22 protein-coding genes are annotated in these 19516 nt (G+C 67.4%); 5 read left to right on the forward strand and 17 right to left on the reverse strand.

Annotated elements, in window-relative coordinates; translation table 11 throughout:
• Positions 1 to 9 precede the first annotated feature (9 nt).
• The 14 genes from JC881_RS29605 to hpaR all read right to left on the reverse strand — a co-directional run bounded on the left by JC881_RS29605 (position 10) and on the right by hpaR (position 10992).
• Positions 10 to 987 carry a 2-dehydropantoate 2-reductase gene (locus JC881_RS29605; RefSeq protein ID WP_198789360.1) on the reverse strand — a complete coding sequence of 326 codons (978 nt, stop codon included), beginning with the start codon at positions 985 to 987 and terminating at the stop codon, positions 10 to 12.
• 31 nt (positions 988 to 1018) lie between these two features.
• Positions 1019 to 1810, reverse strand: coding sequence for a class II aldolase/adducin family protein (locus JC881_RS29610; protein WP_198789361.1), 792 nt, complete (start codon positions 1808 to 1810; stop codon positions 1019 to 1021).
• Between the two features lie 18 nt (positions 1811 to 1828).
• Entirely contained in the window at positions 1829 to 2818 is a 990-nt protein-coding gene (locus tag JC881_RS29615; RefSeq protein ID WP_198789362.1) for a Bug family tripartite tricarboxylate transporter substrate binding protein, read from the reverse strand.
• A gap of 130 nt (positions 2819 to 2948) precedes the next feature.
• Positions 2949 to 3416 carry a nuclear transport factor 2 family protein gene (locus tag JC881_RS29620; RefSeq protein ID WP_198789363.1) on the reverse strand — a complete coding sequence of 156 codons (468 nt, stop codon included), beginning with the start codon at positions 3414 to 3416 and terminating at the stop codon, positions 2949 to 2951.
• A 25-nt stretch (positions 3417 to 3441) separates the two neighbouring features.
• A complete protein-coding gene (gene hpaI, locus JC881_RS29625) occupies positions 3442 to 4263 on the reverse strand; it encodes a 4-hydroxy-2-oxoheptanedioate aldolase (RefSeq protein ID WP_198789364.1) in 822 nt (273 codons plus the stop codon).
• A 13-nt stretch (positions 4264 to 4276) separates the two neighbouring features.
• Positions 4277 to 5080, reverse strand: a complete 804-nt coding sequence (gene hpaH, locus JC881_RS29630) for a 2-oxo-hept-4-ene-1,7-dioate hydratase (protein WP_198789365.1) — start codon at positions 5078 to 5080, stop codon at positions 4277 to 4279.
• 23 nt (positions 5081 to 5103) lie between these two features.
• Positions 5104 to 5511, reverse strand: a complete 408-nt coding sequence (locus tag JC881_RS29635; RefSeq protein WP_198789366.1) for a 5-carboxymethyl-2-hydroxymuconate Delta-isomerase — start codon at positions 5509 to 5511, stop codon at positions 5104 to 5106.
• 23 nt (positions 5512 to 5534) lie between these two features.
• The gene (locus JC881_RS29640; RefSeq protein WP_198789367.1) at positions 5535 to 6362 is read right to left on the reverse strand and encodes an extradiol ring-cleavage dioxygenase; all 828 of its coding nucleotides are present in this window, start codon (positions 6360 to 6362) and stop codon (positions 5535 to 5537) included.
• Entirely contained in the window at positions 6359 to 6694 is a 336-nt protein-coding gene (locus tag JC881_RS29645; RefSeq protein WP_198789368.1) for an aromatic ring-opening dioxygenase subunit LigA, read from the reverse strand. Before JC881_RS29645 ends, JC881_RS29640 begins: the two co-directional genes overlap by 4 nt.
• Before the next feature lie 3 nt (positions 6695 to 6697).
• Positions 6698 to 7690: a tripartite tricarboxylate transporter substrate binding protein gene (locus tag JC881_RS29650; protein WP_198789369.1), complete on the reverse strand. Its 993-nt coding sequence runs from the start codon at positions 7688 to 7690 to the stop codon at positions 6698 to 6700.
• Positions 7687 to 9150, reverse strand: a complete 1464-nt coding sequence (gene hpaE, locus JC881_RS29655; protein ID WP_198789370.1) for a 5-carboxymethyl-2-hydroxymuconate semialdehyde dehydrogenase — start codon at positions 9148 to 9150, stop codon at positions 7687 to 7689. The genes JC881_RS29650 and hpaE overlap by 4 nt, the downstream gene beginning before the upstream one ends.
• Complete coding sequence (locus JC881_RS29660) at positions 9147 to 9929, reverse strand: fumarylacetoacetate hydrolase family protein (protein WP_198789371.1); 783 nt, start codon at positions 9927 to 9929, stop codon at positions 9147 to 9149. Before JC881_RS29660 ends, hpaE begins: the two co-directional genes overlap by 4 nt.
• A complete protein-coding gene (locus JC881_RS29665; protein ID WP_198789372.1) occupies positions 9926 to 10561 on the reverse strand; it encodes a fumarylacetoacetate hydrolase family protein in 636 nt (211 codons plus the stop codon). The genes JC881_RS29660 and JC881_RS29665 overlap by 4 nt, the downstream gene beginning before the upstream one ends.
• Positions 10558 to 10992, reverse strand: coding sequence for a homoprotocatechuate degradation operon regulator HpaR (hpaR, locus tag JC881_RS29670; RefSeq protein WP_198789373.1), 435 nt, complete (start codon positions 10990 to 10992; stop codon positions 10558 to 10560). The genes JC881_RS29665 and hpaR overlap by 4 nt, the downstream gene beginning before the upstream one ends.
• Before the next feature lie 107 nt (positions 10993 to 11099).
• Between hpaR and radA the strand changes: the two genes are divergently transcribed.
• Complete coding sequence (gene radA, locus JC881_RS29675; protein WP_093440937.1) at positions 11100 to 12488, forward strand: DNA repair protein RadA; 1389 nt, start codon at positions 11100 to 11102, stop codon at positions 12486 to 12488.
• A 54-nt stretch (positions 12489 to 12542) separates the two neighbouring features.
• Here radA and JC881_RS29680 read toward each other — a convergent pair whose 3' ends face one another.
• Positions 12543 to 12998 (reverse strand): hypothetical protein, encoded by a 456-nt coding sequence (locus JC881_RS29680; protein ID WP_198789374.1) that lies wholly within the window; start codon positions 12996 to 12998, stop codon positions 12543 to 12545.
• Between the two features lie 194 nt (positions 12999 to 13192).
• On the opposite strand from JC881_RS29680, the gene JC881_RS29685 reads away from it, so the two are divergent.
• A complete protein-coding gene (locus JC881_RS29685; RefSeq protein WP_198789375.1) occupies positions 13193 to 13627 on the forward strand; it encodes a glycerate kinase in 435 nt (144 codons plus the stop codon).
• A gap of 30 nt (positions 13628 to 13657) precedes the next feature.
• On the opposite strand, the gene JC881_RS29690 is transcribed toward JC881_RS29685, so the two are convergent.
• A complete protein-coding gene (locus JC881_RS29690; RefSeq protein ID WP_198789376.1) occupies positions 13658 to 14602 on the reverse strand; it encodes a LysR family transcriptional regulator in 945 nt (314 codons plus the stop codon).
• Positions 14603 to 14805: 203 nt separating this feature from the next.
• Here JC881_RS29690 and JC881_RS29695 point away from each other — a divergent pair, with 203 nt between their 5' ends.
• Together JC881_RS29695 and JC881_RS29700 are read left to right on the forward strand one after the other, a co-directional pair.
• Positions 14806 to 16134, forward strand: coding sequence for an MFS transporter (locus JC881_RS29695; protein ID WP_198789377.1), 1329 nt, complete (start codon positions 14806 to 14808; stop codon positions 16132 to 16134).
• A 53-nt stretch (positions 16135 to 16187) separates the two neighbouring features.
• Positions 16188 to 17399, forward strand: a complete 1212-nt coding sequence (locus JC881_RS29700) for a M20 aminoacylase family protein (RefSeq protein WP_198789378.1) — start codon at positions 16188 to 16190, stop codon at positions 17397 to 17399.
• Between the two features lie 18 nt (positions 17400 to 17417).
• On the opposite strand, the gene JC881_RS29705 is transcribed toward JC881_RS29700, so the two are convergent.
• Positions 17418 to 18425, reverse strand: coding sequence for a recombination-associated protein RdgC (locus JC881_RS29705; RefSeq protein WP_198789379.1), 1008 nt, complete (start codon positions 18423 to 18425; stop codon positions 17418 to 17420).
• Positions 18426 to 18557: 132 nt separating this feature from the next.
• On the opposite strand from JC881_RS29705, the gene JC881_RS29710 reads away from it, so the two are divergent.
• A complete protein-coding gene (locus JC881_RS29710) occupies positions 18558 to 19511 on the forward strand; it encodes a branched-chain amino acid transaminase (protein WP_198789380.1) in 954 nt (317 codons plus the stop codon).
• Positions 19512 to 19516 lie beyond the last annotated feature (5 nt).

Here is a 19516-nt window from a genome sequence, read left to right on the forward strand (position 1 = left end):
CGCTGCGCCTCAGTACAGACCGAGTTGGCGCGTGCGCAGGCGCGCCAGCCCCAGCAGCGCATCGGTGAACGGCGTGGCCACGCCGGTCAGTTCGCCCAGCTCGCGCACCACGGTCACCAGCGCATCGAGTTCCACCGAGCGCCCGGCTTCCACGTCCTGCAGCATCGAGGTCTTGAACGCGCCGAGTTTCTTGGTCACCTCGTGCCGGTCTTCGGGGCTCTGCGTGATCTCGATGCCGATGCGCCGGCCGATCTCCTTGGCCTCCAGCATCACGGCCGAGATGAAGCCGCGCACATAGTCGTCGCCCATGATGAGGTCGGTGGTGGCACCGGTCAGCGCGCTGATGGGGTTGACCGTCATGTTGCCCCAGAGCTTGAACCACACGTCCTTCTGGATCTGCGGCGACAGCGTGGTGTTGATGCCCGCGCGGGTCAGCAGTTCGACCAGCGCCTGCACGCGCGGCGTGGCCTCGCCCGAAGGCTCGCCGACGATCAGCCCGTTGCCGAAGTGATGGCGCACCACGCCCGGCCCGTCGAGCGAGCAGCTCGCGTGCACCACGCAGCCGATCACGTTGTGCGCCGGAATGGCCTTGGCGATCGCGCCGTCGGGGTCCACCGCGGCGAGCCGGTGGCCCGTGATCTCGCCGCCGAAGCCGCCTTCGAGAAACCACCACGGCACGCCGTTCATCGCGACCAGCACGAGGGTGTCGCGCCCGATCAGCGGCCCGATGCGTTCGGCCACGGCCGCCAGCGCGGGCGCCTTCACGGCGATCACCACCAGGTCCTGCACGCCGAGCGCCTCGGGGTCGGCCACGGCGTTGACGGGCACGCGCGTGCGCACGTCGCCGCGCATCAGCGAGAGGCCGTCCTGCTGCAGCACCTGGAGCGTCGTGCCGCGCGCCACCACGTTGAGCCGTTCGCCGGCCTGCGCGAGGCCGGCACCGATCCAGCCGCCGATCGCGCCGGCGCCGTAAATACAAATCTTCATGGGAATGCTCGCCTCGATCTTTTCAGTTTCTTCAATTCCGGTACCCCGGATCGATGCGGTCGACTTGCCGCACCAGCGCATTGAACACGTCCTGCCCGGCGCCGTGCGCGGGGCTGAACTGCAGCGCGTCGCGCGTGCAGCGCTGCGCGATCTCCTCGCTCACCGGAATGGCCGCGCCCATCGAGAAGGTCGCCATCTGGATCTCGCAGGCGCGCTGCAGCGTCCACAGGATCGCGAAGGTCTGCGGCAGCGTCTGGCCCCAGGCCAGGAGGCCGTGGTTGCGCAGGATCACCGCGTTGCGGTTGCCGATGCTCTTCAACAGGCGGGGCCCTTCGTCGGCATGGATCGTGATGCCCTCGAAGTCGTGGTACGCCACCATGCCGTGCAGCTGCGCAGTATAGAAATTGGTCTGCTGCAGCCCGCCCTCGAAGCACGCCACGGCCACGCCGGCCGTGGTGTGCGTGTGCATCACGCAGTGCGCGCCGGGCAGGCCGTCGTGGATGGCCGCGTGCACCGTGAAGCCGGCCGGGTTCACCGGGTACGACGAGCCATCGAGCACCTTGCCGTGCAGGTCGATCTTCACGAGGTTGCTGGCGGTCACCTCGCTGTAGTGCAGCCCGAAGGGATTGATGAGGAACTGCTTCTCGCCACCGGTCACGCTGTCGGGCAGCCGCACCGTGATGTGGTTGTAGATCATCTCGACCCAGCCCAGCATCGCGAAGACGCGGTAGCAGGCCGCGAGCTCTTCGCGCGCGGCGCGCTCGTCGGGGTGGATCGAGGGATGGACCAGCGCCGAGGGCGTGGTGGCGAGTGGTGTGTTCATGGCAGTTCCTTCATGTGGTTAACCCTCTGCGGTGAAGCCGACTTCTTTCACGATCGGCGCCCACTTGGCGGTGTCTTTCTTCAGCAGCTCGGTCAGCTCTGCGGGCGTGGACGACATGGCGTCCAGTCCGAAGGTGCCCAGGCCGTCGATCACGTCCTTCTGCGCGAGCGCGTTCTTCATCGCGGTGTTCAGGCGCGCGACCACCTCGGGCGATGCCTTGGCCGGCAGGAAGAAGGCGAACCATTCGCTGTGCGCCATGTCCTTGATGCCCTGCTCGCCGAAGGTGGGTACATCGGGCGCGAAGCGGCTGCGCTTGGCGCCGGAGACGCCCAGGATGCGCACCTTGCCCGTCTGCAGATGCTGCGTGATGTCGCCGATCGGGCCCGAGACGGCCGAGATGTTGCCGCCCAGGAGGTCGAGCATCGCCGGCTGCGTGCCGCGGTAGGCGGCGTGCTTGAGTTCCACGTCGCCCTTCTTGCCCAGCAGCGCGCCGATGAAGTGCGGCGTGGAGCCCGCGGCCGGCGAACCGAAGTTGGCGCCGGCCGGGTTGGCCTTGGCCCAGGCGAGGAACTCGGGCACGCTCTTCACGCTGGCCGGCACCGACGGGCCGACTGCAAAGCCGAAGTCGAAGATGCAGCCGATGGTGACCGGGGTGAGGTCCACCATCGGGTCGTACGGCAGCTTCTTGTAGATGTGCGGGTAGATCGTGAGGATCGAGGTCGGCGTCTGCAGGATGGTCACGCCGTCGGCCGGCCGGCCCTTCACGTAGGTGACCGCGATCTGGCCGCCCGCGCCGGTGCGGTTCTCCACGACGGCCGCCTTGGCGTATTCGGGGCTGAGCTTCTGCGCCACGCGGCGGCAGATGGTGTCCGACGTGCCGCCGGCCGCAAAGCCGGTGACGATGGTCGCGGTCTCGATGCCCGCCTGCGCATAGGCTTGCTGGCCGATGCTCGCGAGCAGCGCCGAGGCGCCGGTGGTCTGAAGGATCTGGCGGCGTGTGAAGCTCATGATGTGTCTCTCTCCGGGTGGTGGTGGTTCGGGAGCGCGTATTTTTCCAGCAAGGCGCGGCGCGAGACCCCCGCGTTTACCTCACGTTCGACACGTTGCGACACGCTTTTCCCGACCGGAGAGCTCATGGTCAGAACATTCCGTTGCCGTTCGCGGCGGTTTCGGGCACGGGCTGGTTCACGTCCCAGTGCTCCACGATCTTGCCGTTCTCCAGCTTGAAGATGTCCACGATGGCGCTGCCGCGCGTGCCCGGCTCGCGCACCGCGTGCACATGCAGGATCACGTAGTCGCCCTCGGCGAAGGAGCGCTTGATCTGGCTGTGCGACTTCGGAAACTTCTCGCGCAGGAAGGCGACGAACTTGCGAAAACCCTCGGGGCCGTCGGCCGCCGTGGGGTTGTGCTGCACGTAGCGGTTGCCCACGTACTGCAGCGCGGCCTCGGCGTCCTTCTGGTTCAGACCCTTCTCGTAGAAGGCGAGCACGGCCTGGCGGTTGGCCTCCTGCTGGGTCTGCGTGACCGGGCGGCCGCCCGGCTGAGCGCAGGCCGCCAGGAACAGGGTGGCGGCTGCGAATGTCGCGGCCAGGATCGTGCGTTTCATCAGGAGCTCCCGGTGTGAAAGGACTTCAGTAGCCGTTGGGCGTGGTGGCGCTCGTGGCGTTCTTGTATTTCGCCGCGAGCTGCTTGGCTGCGGCCGTGAGCACGATGGTGTCCACGCCCACCGCCACGAACAACGCGCCGGCCGCGAGCCACTTGCGCGCCTGCTCCTCGGTGGTCGAGAGGATGCCGGGCGCCTTGCCGGCTTTCAGGATGCGCGCGATGGCGTCGGCGATCACAGCCTGCACCTCCGGGTGGTTGGGCTGGCCCACGAAGCCCATCGAGGCCGACAGGTCCGCCGGGCCGATGAACACGCCGTCCACGCCCGGCGTGGCCGCGATGGCGTCCAGGTTCTTCATCGCCTCGACCGTTTCGGCCTGCACCAGCAGGCAGGTCTGCGCGTTCGCTTCGTGCAGGTACTGCGGATAGGCCTGCCAGCGCGAGGCCCGCGCGAGCGCGCTGCCCATGCCGCGGATGCCCTCAGGCGGATAGCGCATGCCCTGCACCATGCGCGCGGCCTGCTCGGCGGTATCGACCATCGGCACCAGCAGCGTCTGCGCGCCGATGTCCAGGTACTGCTTGATCAGCGTGGTGTCGCCGGTCGGAATGCGCACGACGGGATGCGAGCGCTCCGCCTCGGGCTGCGCCGACCACGCGCTGGAGATGCCCTGCAGCTGCCCGAGCACCGAGCGCACGTCGTTGGGCGCGTGCTCGCCGTCGACCAGCAGCCAGTCGTAGCCGCAGCCGGCGAGGATCTCGGCGACGTAGCTGTCTGCCAGGCCGACCCAGAGGCCGATCTTTTGCTCGCCGGCCTGCATGGCCTGCTTGAAGGTGTTGATGGGGGTGTGCATGAACGTCTTTCTTTCAGGCAAGGCGAAACGAGATGGCGCCGAGAGGGCCGTAGTCGGCATGGAAGGTGTCGCCGGGCAATGCCGTGGTCGGGCGCGTGAACGAGCCGGCCAGCACCACCTCGCCGGCCGCGAGGTGTTCGTCCCACGGCGCGAGCTTGTTCGCGAGCCACGCCACGCCGGTGGCCGGGTGATTGAGCACGCCCGCGGCCACGCCGGTCTCCTCGATCACGCCGTTCTTGTAGAGCAGGGCGCTCACCCAGCGCAGGTCGACCGCGTCGGGCTTCACCGGCCGCCCGCCCATCACGATGCCGGCATTGGCCGCGTTGTCGGAGATGGTGTCGAACACCTTGCGCGGCGCCTTGGTGTGGCGATCGAACTGCTCGATGCGCGCATCGATGATCTCGATGGCGGGCACCACGTAGTCAGTCGCGGCCAGCACGTCGAAGATCGTCACGTTCGGCCCCTGCAGCTTCTTGCCGAGGATGAAGGCCAGCTCCACCTCGATGCGCGGCGCGATGAAACGCGCGAACGGGATGTCGCCGCCCTGCTCGAAGAACATGTCGTCCAGCAGCGTGCCGTAGTCGGGCTCGTCGATCTGGCTGGACTGCTGCATCGCGCGCGAGGTGAGGCCGATCTTGTGGCCCTTCACCGTGCGGCCCTGGGCGATCTTGTGCTTCACCCATTCGCGCGAGATGGCGTAGCCGTCCTCGACGGTCATCTCCGGGAAACGCTTGGAGAAATGCTCGACCTGCACGCGCGATTTCTCGCTCTCGTGCAGCTCGGCGGCCAGTTGGGCGATGGTGGCTTGGGGCAGCATGGCGGCTCGCTTCTTCTTGTGTCTTACGACTTGTTGAACAGGGGATGCAGGTTGCTGTGCTTGCCGTCGTACACCTGCCCGGGGCTCTCGTCGATCTGCAGCGTGATGCCGATGGGGCGCTTGTCGAAGATGGGCGCGAAATGCGCGCGCACGTCGGCGAGCAATTCGTCGCCGGCCTTTTTCTTCACTGCCTCCGAGCGGCCCGCGGCCATGCGGATGTTGAGGTACACGAAGGCGTAGTCGGCCTTGCCGTCGGCCACCGCGTAGTGCGCGGCCGGGTAGGCCAGCACGCGCGTGCCGCCGATGGGGAAGACCGGCTTGTCCGCCTCGTCACGTTGCTTGAGCATCGTGTCGGCGAGCGTGCGGCACAGGGCCGACATGTCGGTCTCGGCTTCGATGTTGGGCGTGTAGAGGATCACCAGGTGCGGCATGCGCGTTCCTTCTTGTTTTTCGTTCAGGCCACCGACATGACCGCGGCCGTGCAGGTCACCGCGAAGATCGGGATGGCCTGCATGTGGAAGATCTCGCCCTTGCCGCGCGCGGCCGCGGCCACGCTCAGGAAGGTGCGGATCTCGAAGCCGCCCTGGCCCGCTTCGCGGTAGGTGGCCTCGTCGTTGTAGTCGTCTTGCGAGAGGAGCGCCTCGCGGTCGTTGGCGCACCAGCGGCGCATGAACTCGGCGTCCCACTCGGCATTGACCTTGCCGGAATCGGGCGTGGCCGGCCAATGCGAGATGCCGCCCGTGCCCACCAGCGCGATGCGCTCGGGCGCCTTGTCGCAGGCGCGGCGCAGCGCTTCGCCGAAGGCCCAGGCGCGGTGCAGCGGCGTGAGCGGCGGACCCTGGCAGTTGATGTTCACCGGGATGACCTTGGTGTCGAAATCCGGCGTGAGGAAGTGCAGCGGCACCATGATGCCGTGGTCGAACTTCCACTCTTCCGCATAGGTCACGTCCACCGTCTGCATCACCTCGCGGATCAGGCGCTGCGAGAGCGCGGCATCGCCGGGCACCTTCGTCTTCTCGATGCCCAGCCACTTCGCGTCCTCGATCGGGCCCTCGTAGCTGTCGGCCATGCCGATGGCGTAGGCCGGCATGTTGTTCATGAAGAAGTTGGCGAAGTGCTCGGCGGCGATGACGATCACCGCATCGGGCTTCGTCGCGCGCATGGCTTCGCCGAAGCGGTGGAACTGGGCGTGGAACGCGTCCTTCACTGCCGGGTCCGCCAGATGCGCGCGGCCGGTGATGCCGGGGGCGTGGCTGCACACGCCTGCAAAAACCAAACTCATACGCCTGCCACCTTTTCGTCTGTGCCGGTTGTCATCGCGTAGATGCCTGCGCGCACGGGCCCGTACTTGCGCACGCCGTCGCGCATCGCTTCGAGATAGTCGGCCCATGCAATGCCCAGCAGCGGCGCGAAGTGCATCAGCAACTGCCCGTTGCAACCCAAGACATAGAGCTTGCCGATGTCGCCGCTGTCGATGGCTTCGCGTTCTTCATCGTCCAGGTCGTAGCCGGCGAGCAGCGCGGCACGCGCGTCGCCGCCTTCCGCGTAGCGGCGCTGCACTTCGGCTTCGCGGTTCAGCGCGAAGAGGAATTTCTGCATCGCATAGAGGCTCATCGTTCAGCCCTCGATCTGGATGTTGGCCTTGCGGATCACATCGCCGTACTTCGCGATCTCGCTCTGGATGAAGGCCGCGAAGCGCTCGGGCGTGCCCGACAGCGACGCGATGCCGCCCTTGCGGAAGGCCTCTGTCACGGCAGGGCCCGCGAGCGCGCGGTTCACCTCGTCGTTCATGCGCAGCACGATGGCATCGGGCGTGCCGGCGGGCGCCAGCAGGCCGTTCCACGAATTGGACTCGATGGCCACGCCCTGTTCGGCCAGTGTGGGTATGGCGGGCGCGTACTGCGAGCGCTGCGCCGTCGCCATGCCGAGCGCGACCAGCTTGCCGCTCTGGATGTGGCCGCGGAACTCGGGCCAGTTGCCGAACATCATGGTCACTTGCCCGCCGAGCAGGTCGGTGAGGGCGGGGCCCTGGCCCTTGTAGGGCACGTGCACGATGTCCAGCCCCATCTGCAGCTTGAGCATCTCGCCCGAGAGGTGTGCCGAGGTGCCGTTGCCGAAGGAGGCGAAGCTCAGCGTGCCGGGCTTGGCCTTGGCCAGGTTGCGCAGGTCGGCCAGCGTCTTCAGGCCGCTCGATGGATGCGTGGCGAGCACGTGCTCCGACATGCCCATGAGCGCGACCGGGCGCAGGTCTTTCTGCGTGTCGTAGGGGAGCTTGCGCACCAGCGTCTGGTTGGCCGTGAAGCTGTTGGCCACGCAGACGAAGCTGTAGCCGTCGGGCGCCGACTTGGCGACCGCATCGACACCGATCACCGTGCCCGCGCCGGGCTTGTTCTCGACGATCACCGCTTGCTCCAGCGTCTTGCCGAGCTCGACCGCCACGAGCCGCGCGACGAAGTCGGTGGTGCCGCCGGGCGTGAAGGGCACGACGATGCGCACCGGCTTGTTGGGCCAGTCGCCGCGTGCGTGTGCGAATGGCGCGAACGACGCCAGCGAAGGCAGGGCCGCGAGTGCGGCGGCGCCCTGCAGCAGCGCGCGGCGGCCGGTGTTCACGCCACGCCCCAGTGCGGAATGTGGTGCGAGCCCAACGACACCGCGACATTCTTCGGCTCGCAGAACACCTCGTAGCTCCAGGTGCCGCCTTCGCGGCCCGTGCCCGAGGCCTTGGTGCCGCCGAAGGGCTGGCGCAGGTCTCGCACGTTCTGGCTGTTGACGAAGCACATGCCGGCCTCCACGGCGGCGGCCACGCGATGCGCCTTGCCGATGTTCTCGGTCCACACGTAGCTCGACAGGCCATAGGCGATGTCGTTGGCCAGGCGGATCGCGTCGGCCTCGTCCTTGAACGGAATCAGGCAGGCGACCGGGCCGAAGATCTCGTCCTGCGCGATCTTCATGCGGTTGTCGACGTCGGCGAAGACGGTGGGCATCACATAGTTGCCGCGCTGAACGCGGTCCGGCAGGTTCGATGGTGCGTCCAGGCCGCCGCACAGCAGCGTCGCGCCTTCCTTCGGCCCGAGCTCGATGTAGCTGCGCACTTTGGCGAGGTGGGCCTGCGAAATCATCGGGCCGACGATGGTCTTCTCGTCGAGCGGATCACCCACCGTGATGCGCTTCGCCCGCTCGGCGAACTTCGCTGCGAAGTCCGCATAGATCGAATGCTGCACCAGGATGCGCGAGCCGGCCGTGCAGCGCTCGCCGTTGTTGCTGAAGATCATGAACACGGCCGCATCGAGCGCGCGTTCGAGGTCGGCGTCGTCGAAGATCACGAACGGGCTCTTGCCGCCCAGCTCCATGCTGAATTTCTTCAGGCCCGCGCTCTTCACGATGCGGTTGCCCGTGGCGGTGGAGCCGGTGAACGAAATCGCGCGCACGTCGGGGTGCGCCACCAGTGGCTCGCCCGCTTCCTTGCCGTAGCCGTGCACGAGGTTCAGCACGCCGGGCGGAATGCCCGCTTCGAGCGCGAGCTCGCCCAGGCGCGCGGCCGTGAGCGGCGAGAGCTCGCTCATCTTCAGCACCGCGGTGTTGCCGAAGGCCAGGCAGGGCGCGACCTTCCAGGTGGCCGTCATGAACGGCACGTTCCACGGGCTGATGAGCGCGCACACGCCCACCGGGTGGAACAGCGTGTAGTTCAGGTGCGTGGGCGTGGGGTAGGTGTGGCCGTCCACGCGCGTGCACATCTCGGCGAAGTAGTAGAAGTTGTCGGCCGCGCGCGGCACCAGCTGCTTGCCGGTTTGCGCGATGACCTGGCCGCAGTCGTTGGTCTCGGTCTGCGCGATCTCGGGCACGTTCGCGGCGATCAGGTCGCCGAGCTTGCGGATGAGCTTCGCGCGCTCGGGCGCGGGCATGCCGGCCCATTTCGGGAAGGCTTCCTTCGCTGCCGCGACGGCCGCGTTCACCTCGGCCTCGCCGCCCGAGGCGACCTCGGCCAGCACCTCCTGCGTGGCGGGGTTAACGGTTTCGAAGTAGTCCTTGCCGGCAACGCTCTTGCCGTTGATCAGGTGGTCGACTCTCATGCTTTTCCTTGGATGGTCTCGATGGTGTTCATGAGCGCGCCGACGTGCTCGATCTCGGTGACGACCACGTCGCCCGGCTTGCAATCGACCACGCCGTCGGGCGTGCCCGTGAGGATCAGGTCGCCCGGCGAAAGCGTCATGAAGCGGCTGAAGTACTCGATGAGAAAGGGCGCGTCGAAGATCATGTCGCGCGTGTTGCCCTGTTGCGTGACGGTGCCGTTGACAGTGGTGCGCAGCGCGAGCGCCATGGGGTCGGGCACATCGGCCGCATCGACGAACCAGGGGCCCAGCGGCGTGCAGGTGTCGCGGTTCTTCACGCGCAGGTTCGGGCGGTACCAGTTCTCCAGGTAGTCGCGGATCGCGTAGTCGTTGGCCACGGTATAGCCGCCGATGAAGTCGTACGCGTCGTCGCGCTTTACGTGGCGCGCGGTCTTGCCGACGACGATCGCGAGCTCGCATTCGTAGTGCATGAACTGCACGCCGGCCGGGCGGTGCGTGAGCTGGCGGTGGCCGATCAGCGTGCTCTGGCCCTTGACGAAGACCAGCGGCTCTTCGGGCGCCTTGAATTCCAGTTCCTTCGCGTGATCGGCGTAGTTGAGGCCGAGCGCGAGGATGGTGCGCGGGCGTGCGGTCGGTGCAAGCGGGGGCAGCCAGGTGAGCTGCTCTTGCGGCACGATGCGGCCGTCGTCGAGCCGCACGGCGGCGTCGGGCTGGCCGTTGAATTCGTGCGCGGTGCCGGTGTGTTCGCGGCCTTCGTGGATGACGCGTGCGTGCTTCATGCGGCGGTCTCCTGCACCAGCGTGTGGGTCAATGTCTCGAAGCCAGTCGCGGAGATCTCGATGCGGTCGCCGGCGCGTGCGAGCGGACGGCCCGCGTCGCAGCCGAGCATCAGCACGTCGCCGTGCGCGAGCGTCATGAACTCGCCGACGTCGGCGAGCAGCTGCCGCGCCGGGCGCACGAGCTGCGAGAAGTCGATCGAGTGCTTCAGGTCGCCATTGATGCGCACCTCGGCGCGGAAGTTCGCGGGGTCGGCCACGTCCTGCGCATCGCGCAGCGCGGGGCCGATGGCGAGAAAGCCGTCGAGGCACTTGAACTTCACCGGCGGCCGGAAGAAGCTCGCATGCGGAATCGACAGATCGTTCATCAGCACGAAGCCTTCGATGTCGCCCTCGGCACCGATCACCATGCCGATGCTCGCGCCGATCTCCACTTCGGGCACCGACGAAGGCACCGCGATGGCGCTGCCGTGCGGGCTCCAGGTGTTGGCGGTCTTCACATAGAGCACCGGCGCTTTCGGCGGCGCCTTGTGGGGCGGTGCGCTCATCTGCGGCGCGAGTGCCTCGACCTCGGCGCGGAAGTTCAGCAGCGTGCCGTACACGGTGCCGGTCGGAAGGAAATGCGCGGTGCTCATGCGGGCTGCTCCAGTGCGATCAGTTCGTCCAGCAGGTCGTAGAGCTGCGTGAGCTTGGCCTTGCCGAGCGACTTTTCCATCCAGTCGTAATGGGCTTCGATGCTGCTGCCCAGGCGCTTGACCAGCTTCATGCCGTGCGGCGTGGCCTCGACCACGGTGCGGCGCTGGTCCGCGGGGTCGCGGGCACGGGTGATGAGGTTGTCGCGCTCCATGCGCGCGAGCACGCCGGTGAGACTCGGGCCGAGGATGAAGGCTTCGCGCGCGACGCGGCCGGTGTCGACCGCGCCGTGCTCGCCGAGCACGCGCAGCACGCGCCATTGCTGGTCGGACAGGGCGTGCTCGCGCAGGCTCGGCCGCGTATGGGCCATCACGGCTTCGCGGGCCTGCAGCAGCAGGCGCGGCAAATTGCGGTGGGTGAACGTGGTGCTCAAGAACGGTGCCTTCTACGATTCTGCAAATTACTTAACATGTTAAATGATTGGCGGTTTCTTTCAAGCTGCCGGCCATCAGGGTTTGTGCGGACACCTAAACTCGACGGATGGCCAAGGACAAATCTCTTTTCGTCTGCAGCGAATGCGGCGGCACCAGCCCCAAGTGGCTCGGCAAATGCCCGAGCTGCGGCGCCTGGAACACATTGATCGAACAGGTGGCGGGCAGCAACGCACCGGCCAACAACCGCTTCGGCACGCAGTTCTCGCCGCTGGCGGGCGTCTCCGAACTGGCCACGCTCTCGGAGATCGAGGCGACCGACATCGCGCGCACGCCCACCGGCATCGACGAGCTCGACCGCGTGCTGGGCGGCGGCATCGTCTCGGGCGGCGTGACGCTCATCGGCGGCGACCCGGGCATCGGCAAGTCGACGCTCTTGCTGCAGGCGGTCGATGCGCTGCAGCGCGCGGGACAGAACGCGCTCTATGTGACGGGCGAGGAAAGCGGCGCGCAGGTGGCGCTGCGCTCACGCCGACTCGGGCTCGACCATTCGCAGGTGCAGGTGCTCGCCGAGATCCAGCTCGAGAAGATCATCGCCACGTTGGACGCCACGCGGCCCGCGATCGCGGTGATCGACTCGATCCAGACGGTGTACTCCGACCAGCTCACCTCCGCCCCCGGCTCGGTGGCGCAGGTGCGCGAATGCGCCGCGCACCTCACGCGCTTCGCCAAGACCAGCGGCACGGCCGTGGTGCTGGTGGGCCACGTCACGAAGGAGGGCGCGCTCGCGGGCCCGCGCGTGCTGGAGCACATGGTCGACACGGTGCTGTATTTCGAGGGCGACACGCATTCGAGCTTTCGCCTCGTGCGTGCCATCAAGAACCGTTTCGGCGCGGTCAACGAGATCGGCGTTTTCGCGATGACCGAGCGGGGCCTGAAGGGCGTGGCCAATCCGAGCGCGATCTTCCTGAGCCAGCATGCCGAGCCGGTGCCCGGCAGCGTGGTGCTGGTCACGCTGGAGGGCACGCGGCCGATGCTGGTGGAAATCCAGGCGCTGGTCGACAACGGCGGGCCGAGCCCGCGGCGCCTCTCGGTGGGCCTGGACCGCGACCGCCTCGCGATGCTGCTGGCGGTGCTGCACCGCCATGCGGGCGTGGCCTGCATGGACCAGGACGTGTTCGTGAATGCGGTGGGCGGCGTGCGCATCAGCGAGCCCGCGGCCGACCTGGCCGTGATGCTGGCCATCACCTCGAGCCTGCGCGGCAAGCCGCTGCCCAAGGGCTTCATCGCGTTCGGTGAAGTGGGGCTTGCCGGAGAGGTGCGCCCCGCGCCGCGCGGGCAGGAGCGTTTGCGCGAAGCCGCCAAGCTGGGCTTCAGCATCGCGGTGGTGCCCAAGGCCAACGCACCGCGCAAGGGTTCGAAGGAGATCGAAGGCCTGACCATCCACCCCGTCGAACGCATCGAAGAGGCGATGGACGTGGTCCGCCGCCTCGATTGATTCAGCTCGGGAAAAAAATGCCCGGCGCGTCAGTGACGCGCCGGGCCACCCTCCCTATCCCCCGATGTGCATCGTGAACGCCGGCCCGCTGTTGAGCACGCATTGGCCGCTGCCCAACGTGGCCGAGTTCATCGTGTACTGGCAACTCAGGTTGCCGCCGCGATTGCCGCTGGCGTTTGCCACACCGGCGCTTCGCGAGCCGGCAACCCGGGTCGCCTCTCCCTGAAACTGTTCACCGCCGATCAGTGCGTTGAAATGGCCGCGGCCGTTCATGTCGTTGGTCACCGTGCCTGCCACGGTTCCGTAGCGCGCCGCTTCGGCGTTCGACGGATACAGGCGTGCACTGAAGCTCTGCGCGATCGGTCCCGGTGCGACGGCATAGGCCTGCGAAGGCGGCGCCGCGGGTGCGGGTTGTGCGATGGGCACCACATAGCAACCGCTGAGGACGGCGGCCGTGAGCGTGGCGGCGAGAGTGAGACGAACGAAGGTGACGGAACGCGGAATGGTCATACGCTTTTCTGTGGCCCGGGTTGATGCCCGTGCGGTGAAATGTGCCGTCTTGCGCCACCATGGCATGTGCATTTCGGGGCGAGTACCGTTTTTCGCTCCCGCTGGTAGCCACGGCCGATACAGCAGATCGCATCGCCGATGCAGATGCGAACTTTCGAATGACCTGGCCTGGCACAAACCACGGGGCGGCGACAATGCGGCCCATGAATTTCCAGAAATTGCTGGTGCCCGTGGGCGGCATCGTTCTTCTCGCCCTGGCGTGGCGCAGCTACGGCTGGGCCGGTGTCGCGCTCACCGGCGGGGTCATCGTGATGTTCCTGCTGCTGCACTTCAACCGCGCGATGCAGGTGCTCAAGCGCGCTGCCGACCGGCCGGTGGGCTATGTCGCCAGCGCGGTGATGCTCAACGCCAAGCTCAAGCAGGGCGCGACGCTGATGCACGTCATCGCCATGACCCGCGCGCTCGGCGAGCTGCGTTCGCCCCCGGACACGCAGCCCGAGCTGTACCGCTGGACCGACACGGGCGGCTCGTACGTCGATGCCGTGTTCAACGCCGGCAAGCTGCAGAGCTGGGCGATGACGCGGCCCGAGACGCCGCCCGACGAAGAACCGCAGACGCCCGCAGCCTGATCGGCTCGGCGCGCTTCGGTCCTTCGCTTTTCATCCCGCGCGCGCCTTGCGCCCCGGCTGGCGCCATGGTGGATTCGCTTTCGCGTGGTGCCGCGCCTCCTTGGCGAACTCCGCGCAGGCATGCGTCATCAGGTCGGCCGAGCGGTAGACCAGGAACACATCGAAGTCCGGCAACGCGTCGGTGATCGGCAGCTTCTCCAGCAGGCCGGGCTGCAGCCGCAGCGGTCCCGCGCCGTGAAAGACGAAATCCGACCACATGCTGATCATGTCGGTCTGCGTGGCCAGCTGCAGGCCCAGGAGGTTCGAGGCGCTCTGCACCATGCGCCGCGGCATCCCCAGGCCGTGCATCTGCATCGTGCTGACCAGCGGGCTGCCCGCGTCGTCGATCGGGTCGAGCACCAGCCAGTCGGCGTCCAGCAGCGGCTGCAGCTTGCGCACGCGCCGCAGCGGATGGCCCGCGCGCACCGACAGGTGCATGGCCACCGAGAAGAGCGGCTCCCATTGGAATGCGTTGGTGCCCGGCCCGTTGCAGGTGGAGATCAGCGCGAGGTCCAGCCGCCCCTCGCGCAGTCCCTCGAAGATCTGCTGCGGACGCAATTCGAAGCAGCGCATGGCCACATTGGGAAAGCGCGGGCGGAACGACGCGATCGCATCGGGCAGTGGCCCGCTCGATGCGACGGCGGTGAAGCCGATATTGAGCTGCGCCTGGTCGTGCCCGCGGATCGCCTCGATGTCCTCGAGCGCGTGCCGCAGTTCCTGCTCCACCAGGCTCGCGCGCTTGACCAGCGCCACGCCGTAGGCCGTGAGGCTCACGCCGCGCGTGGAGCGCGACATCAGCGTCACGCCCAGTTCGCGCTCCAGTTCCGAGATGGTCTTGGAGAGCGCCGGCTGCGTGGTGTGCAAGCTGCGCGAGGCCTCGTGGATGCTGCCGTGCTGTGCCACGGCCAGCAGGACGCGCAACTGTTGCAGCTTCATCGTGGTGCCGCGTTCTCGAAAAAAGGGCGCGAAAGCGCGGCCTGGGGGGTTCCCCCGATGGCGTCGCGGGTCTCTTTCTGTCGGGGATTCCGTTTGGTTATCGGCATGAAAATTTGTGATTCTTCGCTGCTGCGCTTTGCCTGAATACTGCGCCGCAAAGGGCCCTGCCGGGCTCCTGTGCAAACCAGTCTTGGAGAGATTAGATGAGCGAAGCCACCTTGCCTGCAAGCCCGATACGGGGTTCTTCTTCCAGCGCTTCCCATGCCGAGGCCGGCGCCAGGGCGAAGGCACCGCAGGGCCAGTTCCGCTTGATCGCGGCGTGCTCGCTGGGCAATGCGCTGGAGATGTACGACTTCACGGTCTACAGCTTCTTTGCGCTCCTGATCGGCAAGCTGTTCTTCCCCTCCGACAGCGCCTACGGCTCGCTGCTGCTGGCCGTGGCCACCTTCGGCATCGGCTTTGTGATGCGTCCGCTGGGCGGCGTCATCATCGGCAACTACGCCGACCGCAAGGGCCGCAAGGCCGCGATGACCCTGACCATCGGCCTCATGGTGCTGGGCACGCTGTGCATCGCGTTCGCGCCCACCTATGCGTCGGCCGGCGTGTTCGGCTCGCTGATGATCGTGGCCGGCCGGCTGCTGCAGGGCTTCTCGCTGGGCGGCGAGGTGGGCGCGGCCACGTCCATGCTGATGGAGGCCGGCGGCGTGAAGGGCCGCGGCTTTCGCGTGAGCTGGCAGCTCGCGAGCCAGGGCATCTCGGCGCTGCTGGGCGCACTCACGGGTGCGGCGCTCTATGCCGCGCTGCCCCAGGCTTCACTGGAGAGCTGGGGCTGGCGCCTGCCGTTCCTGCTCGGCCTGCTGATCGCGCCGGTCGGCCTCTACATCCGCGCCAGGCTGGACGAGACGCACGTCGCGGGGCACGAAGAATCCAGTCCCGTGGTGCGCCTGCTGCGCGCCCATGGCGGCACGGTGCTCAAGGGCATCCTGGCCACCACCGCGGGCACGGCCACGATGTACCTGGTGGTGTTCTTCATGCCCACCTATATGATCCGCGTGCTGCACATGCCGCCGTCGCTCTCGCTGCTGTCGGGCTGTGTCACGGGCATCACGCTCTTCGTGGTGTCGCTCGCGGCGGGGCGCCTGGCCGACCGGCTTCCGAACCGCAAGCCGCTGGTGGTCGGTTCGCTGCTGTTCAGCGTGGTCGCGGTGGTGCCGGTGTTCTGGCTCATCAGCCACTACCCCAGCGTGCCCCTGGTGCTGGCCCTCTCGGCGCTGTTGACCGCGAGCGTGAACATCGGCACCACGCCCATGTTCCTGATGCTGCTGGAGATGCTGCCGCCCAGCGTGCGCGCGAGCGGCATCTCGGTGATCTACAGCGTGGGCGTGACCATCTTCGGCGGGTCCTCGCAGTTCATCGTGACCTGGCTGCTCGCGAAGACGGGCAACCCGCTGTCGCCGGCGTTCTACATGATGGCCTGCGGCATGCTGAGCCTGGGCGCGCTGCTGAGCCTGCGTGAGCGCAAGGCGGCCTGACACGCGAACGCAAAGCCGATCTTCCACTCGTTAAAAAAACGGACGCTTCTTCCATGACACGCGAACTCAGTCTCCAGACCACCCGGCTCCTGTCCCGATTGCTGCCGCAGGCCGACGTCGACACCCAGGCCTTCGTCGACATCCGCCGCCAGATCCATGCCAACCCGGAGCTCGGCTTCGAGGTGGGCGCGACCGCCGGACTGGTCGCGAACCTGCTGCGCGAATGGGGCTACGAGGTGCACACGGGCATCGGCAAGACCGGTATCGTGGCGCAGATGAAGGTCGGCAACGGCACGCGGCGGCTGGGTATTCGCGCGGACATGGATGCGCTCCCTGTCGTCGAGGCCACCGGCCTGCCGTACGCGAGCAAGACCCACGGCCGCATGCACGCCTGCGGCCACGACGGCCACACCGCCATCCTGCTCGCGGCGGCCAAGGCGCTGGCCGCGCGCCGCGATTTCGACGGCACGCTGAACCTGATCTTCCAGCCCGACGAAGAAAACCTCTGCGGCGCGCGCGCGATGATCGAGGACGGCCTCTTCGAGCGCTTTCCCTGCGATGCGGTCTACGCGCTGCACAACGCGCCGGGCGTGCCGGTCGGCAGCTTCCTGGTGATCGAGGGGCCGGTCACGCTGTCTTCGGATGTGGCCGACGTCACGATCAAAGGGGTCGGCGGGCATGGCGCCATGCCGCACCTCTCGCGCGATCCGGTGCCGGCCGCCGCCGCGGTGGTGACAGCGCTGCAGACCGTGGTGGCGCGCAACGTGACGCCGGGCGACACGGCCGTGGTGTCGGTCGGTTTCATCCGCGGCGGGGCCACGCACAACGTGATTCCGCAGTCGGTGGCGCTCGGCCTCAATGTGCGGGCCGCGCGGCCCGAGACGCGCGCGGCGGTCGAGCAGCGTATCCGCAAGATCGTGAGCCTCACGGCGCAGGCCCACGGGGTGGAGGCGGAAATCGACTACCGCCAGCTCGTGCCGCCGGTGGTCAACACCGCGGCCGAGTGCCGGTTGATGGAGCAAGTCTGCACAGAACTCGTGGGCGCGGAGCACGTCGTCACCGAGGCGCCCAAGGGCTTCGCGGGCAGCGAGGACTTCGCCTGGATGCTCGCCGAATTGCCGGGCTGCTATGTGCTGCTCGGCAACGGGGAGGGCGAATTCGGCGGATGCATGGTGCACAACCCCGGCTACGACTTCAACGACCAGGTGCTGCCGCTGGGCGCGGCGTGCTGGGTGCGCCTGGCGCAGACCTACCTGGTCGCCTGAGCGCCTGATCGCCGTCGGTCAGAACGGCGCGTCTTCCTCTTCCTCGGCGGCATCGGCCGGGGTGGAGGTGGTGGGTGCGGCCGCTTTGGCTGCGGGCTTCGGCGCTTCGTCCGCCGGTGCCGCGCCGAACGCCGCTTCGCCCCCCAGCGCATCGAGCAGCGCCGGCACGAGTTGGCCGAGCTCGCCGGTGGCGATCGCCACGTCGGCGTCGTAGTTGTCTTCCTTCTTGCCACCGGCCGCGCCGTCGCCCGTGCCTTCGAGGAACACGATCTTGCGGATCAGCATGCCGTGCGTGAGCTCGAACGACACGCGGTCGTCCCAGGTGAGCGCCAGACGCGTGGGGCGCTTGCCGTCGGTGATGTGCTTTTGCACTTCCTCGATGTCGAGCGGGTGCTTGGCGTAGCGCACCACGGCCTTCGAGTCGTCCGAGGCCTTGAGCTCGCACTCGCGGTCGATGGTGAAGCCGGCCGGCGGCTCCTGCGTCAAGAGCCAGTTGGCCATGGCGGCGGCCGGCTCGATCTGCGTGTTGATGAGCGCCACCGCAAAGCCGTCGAGCGACTTCACCAGGCTGGTGACCACTTCGTCGGCGCGCGAGGCGTTGCCGCTGTTGATCACCAGGCGGTTCTCGGCCTTGTCGATCCACACGGCCACGCGCGCGCTGCGGGTGAAGGCCATCGGCAGCAGCTCCAGGGTGATGTCTTCCTTGAGCTCCTTCTTTTCCTTCTTGCCGGGCTTGCGGCCGGTGGTGGCCTCGATCTGCGCGCAGCGCTCGTCCAGCTTCCTGCGCACCACGGAGCCGGGGACCTGCTTGCTCTCGATCATGTATTCGACGAGCCACTGGCCGTCGATGGATTCGACCAGCGGGCCGCCGGCTTCGCCGCGGGGCTCGGCCCAGCCGGCGGACTTTTCCTGCGAGGGGCCGCAGGGCTCGAAGCGGTGCTTGCCCAGCCCCTCTTCCGCCTCGGCCAACGTTTGGGACCAGGCAGGTTCGATGCGATAGACGATGACGTTCTTGAATACGGACACGGAAACCCTTTTTCCACTGGTTTGCACAACCGGCCATTGTCGGGCACCCCGTTCCGGGCGCCGCCGTAAAATCGAAAGCTTTTGCGACTGCCCCCGGTCGCACCCCCACACCGCTCCCAAAGGAATCAGGAAATGAGCTCGATCCCCCCCTCGCTGGACGACCGTGACGGCAAGATCTGGATGGACGGCGAACTCGTGGACTGGCGCGACGCCAAGATCCACGTGCTGAGCCACACGCTGCACTACGGCTGCGGCGCCTTCGAGGGCGTGCGCGCCTACAAGACGGCCGACGGCGGCACGTCCATCTTCCGCCTGGCCGAGCACACCGAGCGCCTGTTCAACAGCGCCAAGATCCTGCGCATGAAGATCCCCTTCTCGCAGGAGCAACTGAACGAAGCCCAGAAGCAGGTCGTTCGCGAGAACAAGCTGGAGAGCTGCTACCTGCGTCCCCTCATCTGGATCGGCTCCGAAAAGCTCGGCGTGAGCCCCAAGGGCAACAAGATCCACGCGATGGTCGCGGCCTGGTCCTGGGGCGCCTACCTCGGCGAAGAAGGCATGCGCCGCGGCATCCGCGTGAAGACCTCCAGCTACACCCGCCACCACGTCAACATCACGATGACGCAGGCCAAGTCGGTGAGCAACTACACGAACTCGATCCTGGCCAACATGGAAGCGCTGGACGACGGCTACGACGAGGCGCTGCTGCTCGACGCGAGCGGTTTCGTCTCGGAAGGCGCGGGCGAGAACATCTTCGTGGTCAAGGGCGGCGTGGTCTACACGCCCGATCTCTCGGCCGGCGCCCTGAACGGCATCACGCGCAACACGATCCTGCACATCTGCAAGGACCTCGGCATCGAGCTCGTGCAGAAGCGCATCACGCGCGACGAGGTCTACATCTCGGACGAGGCCTTCTTCACCGGCACGGCCGCCGAAGTGACGCCCATCCGCGAACTCGACCGCATCGAGATCGGCAACCGTGGCGACGGCGGCTCGCGCGGCCCGATCACCGAGAAGATCCAGTCTGCCTTCTTCGACATCGTGAACGGCAAGAATCCCAAGTACGCCCACTGGCTCACGAAAGTCTGAATCCC

This window comes from Variovorax sp. IB41, assembly GCF_016405905.1.
Lineage (GTDB): Bacteria > Pseudomonadota > Gammaproteobacteria > Burkholderiales > Burkholderiaceae_C > Variovorax.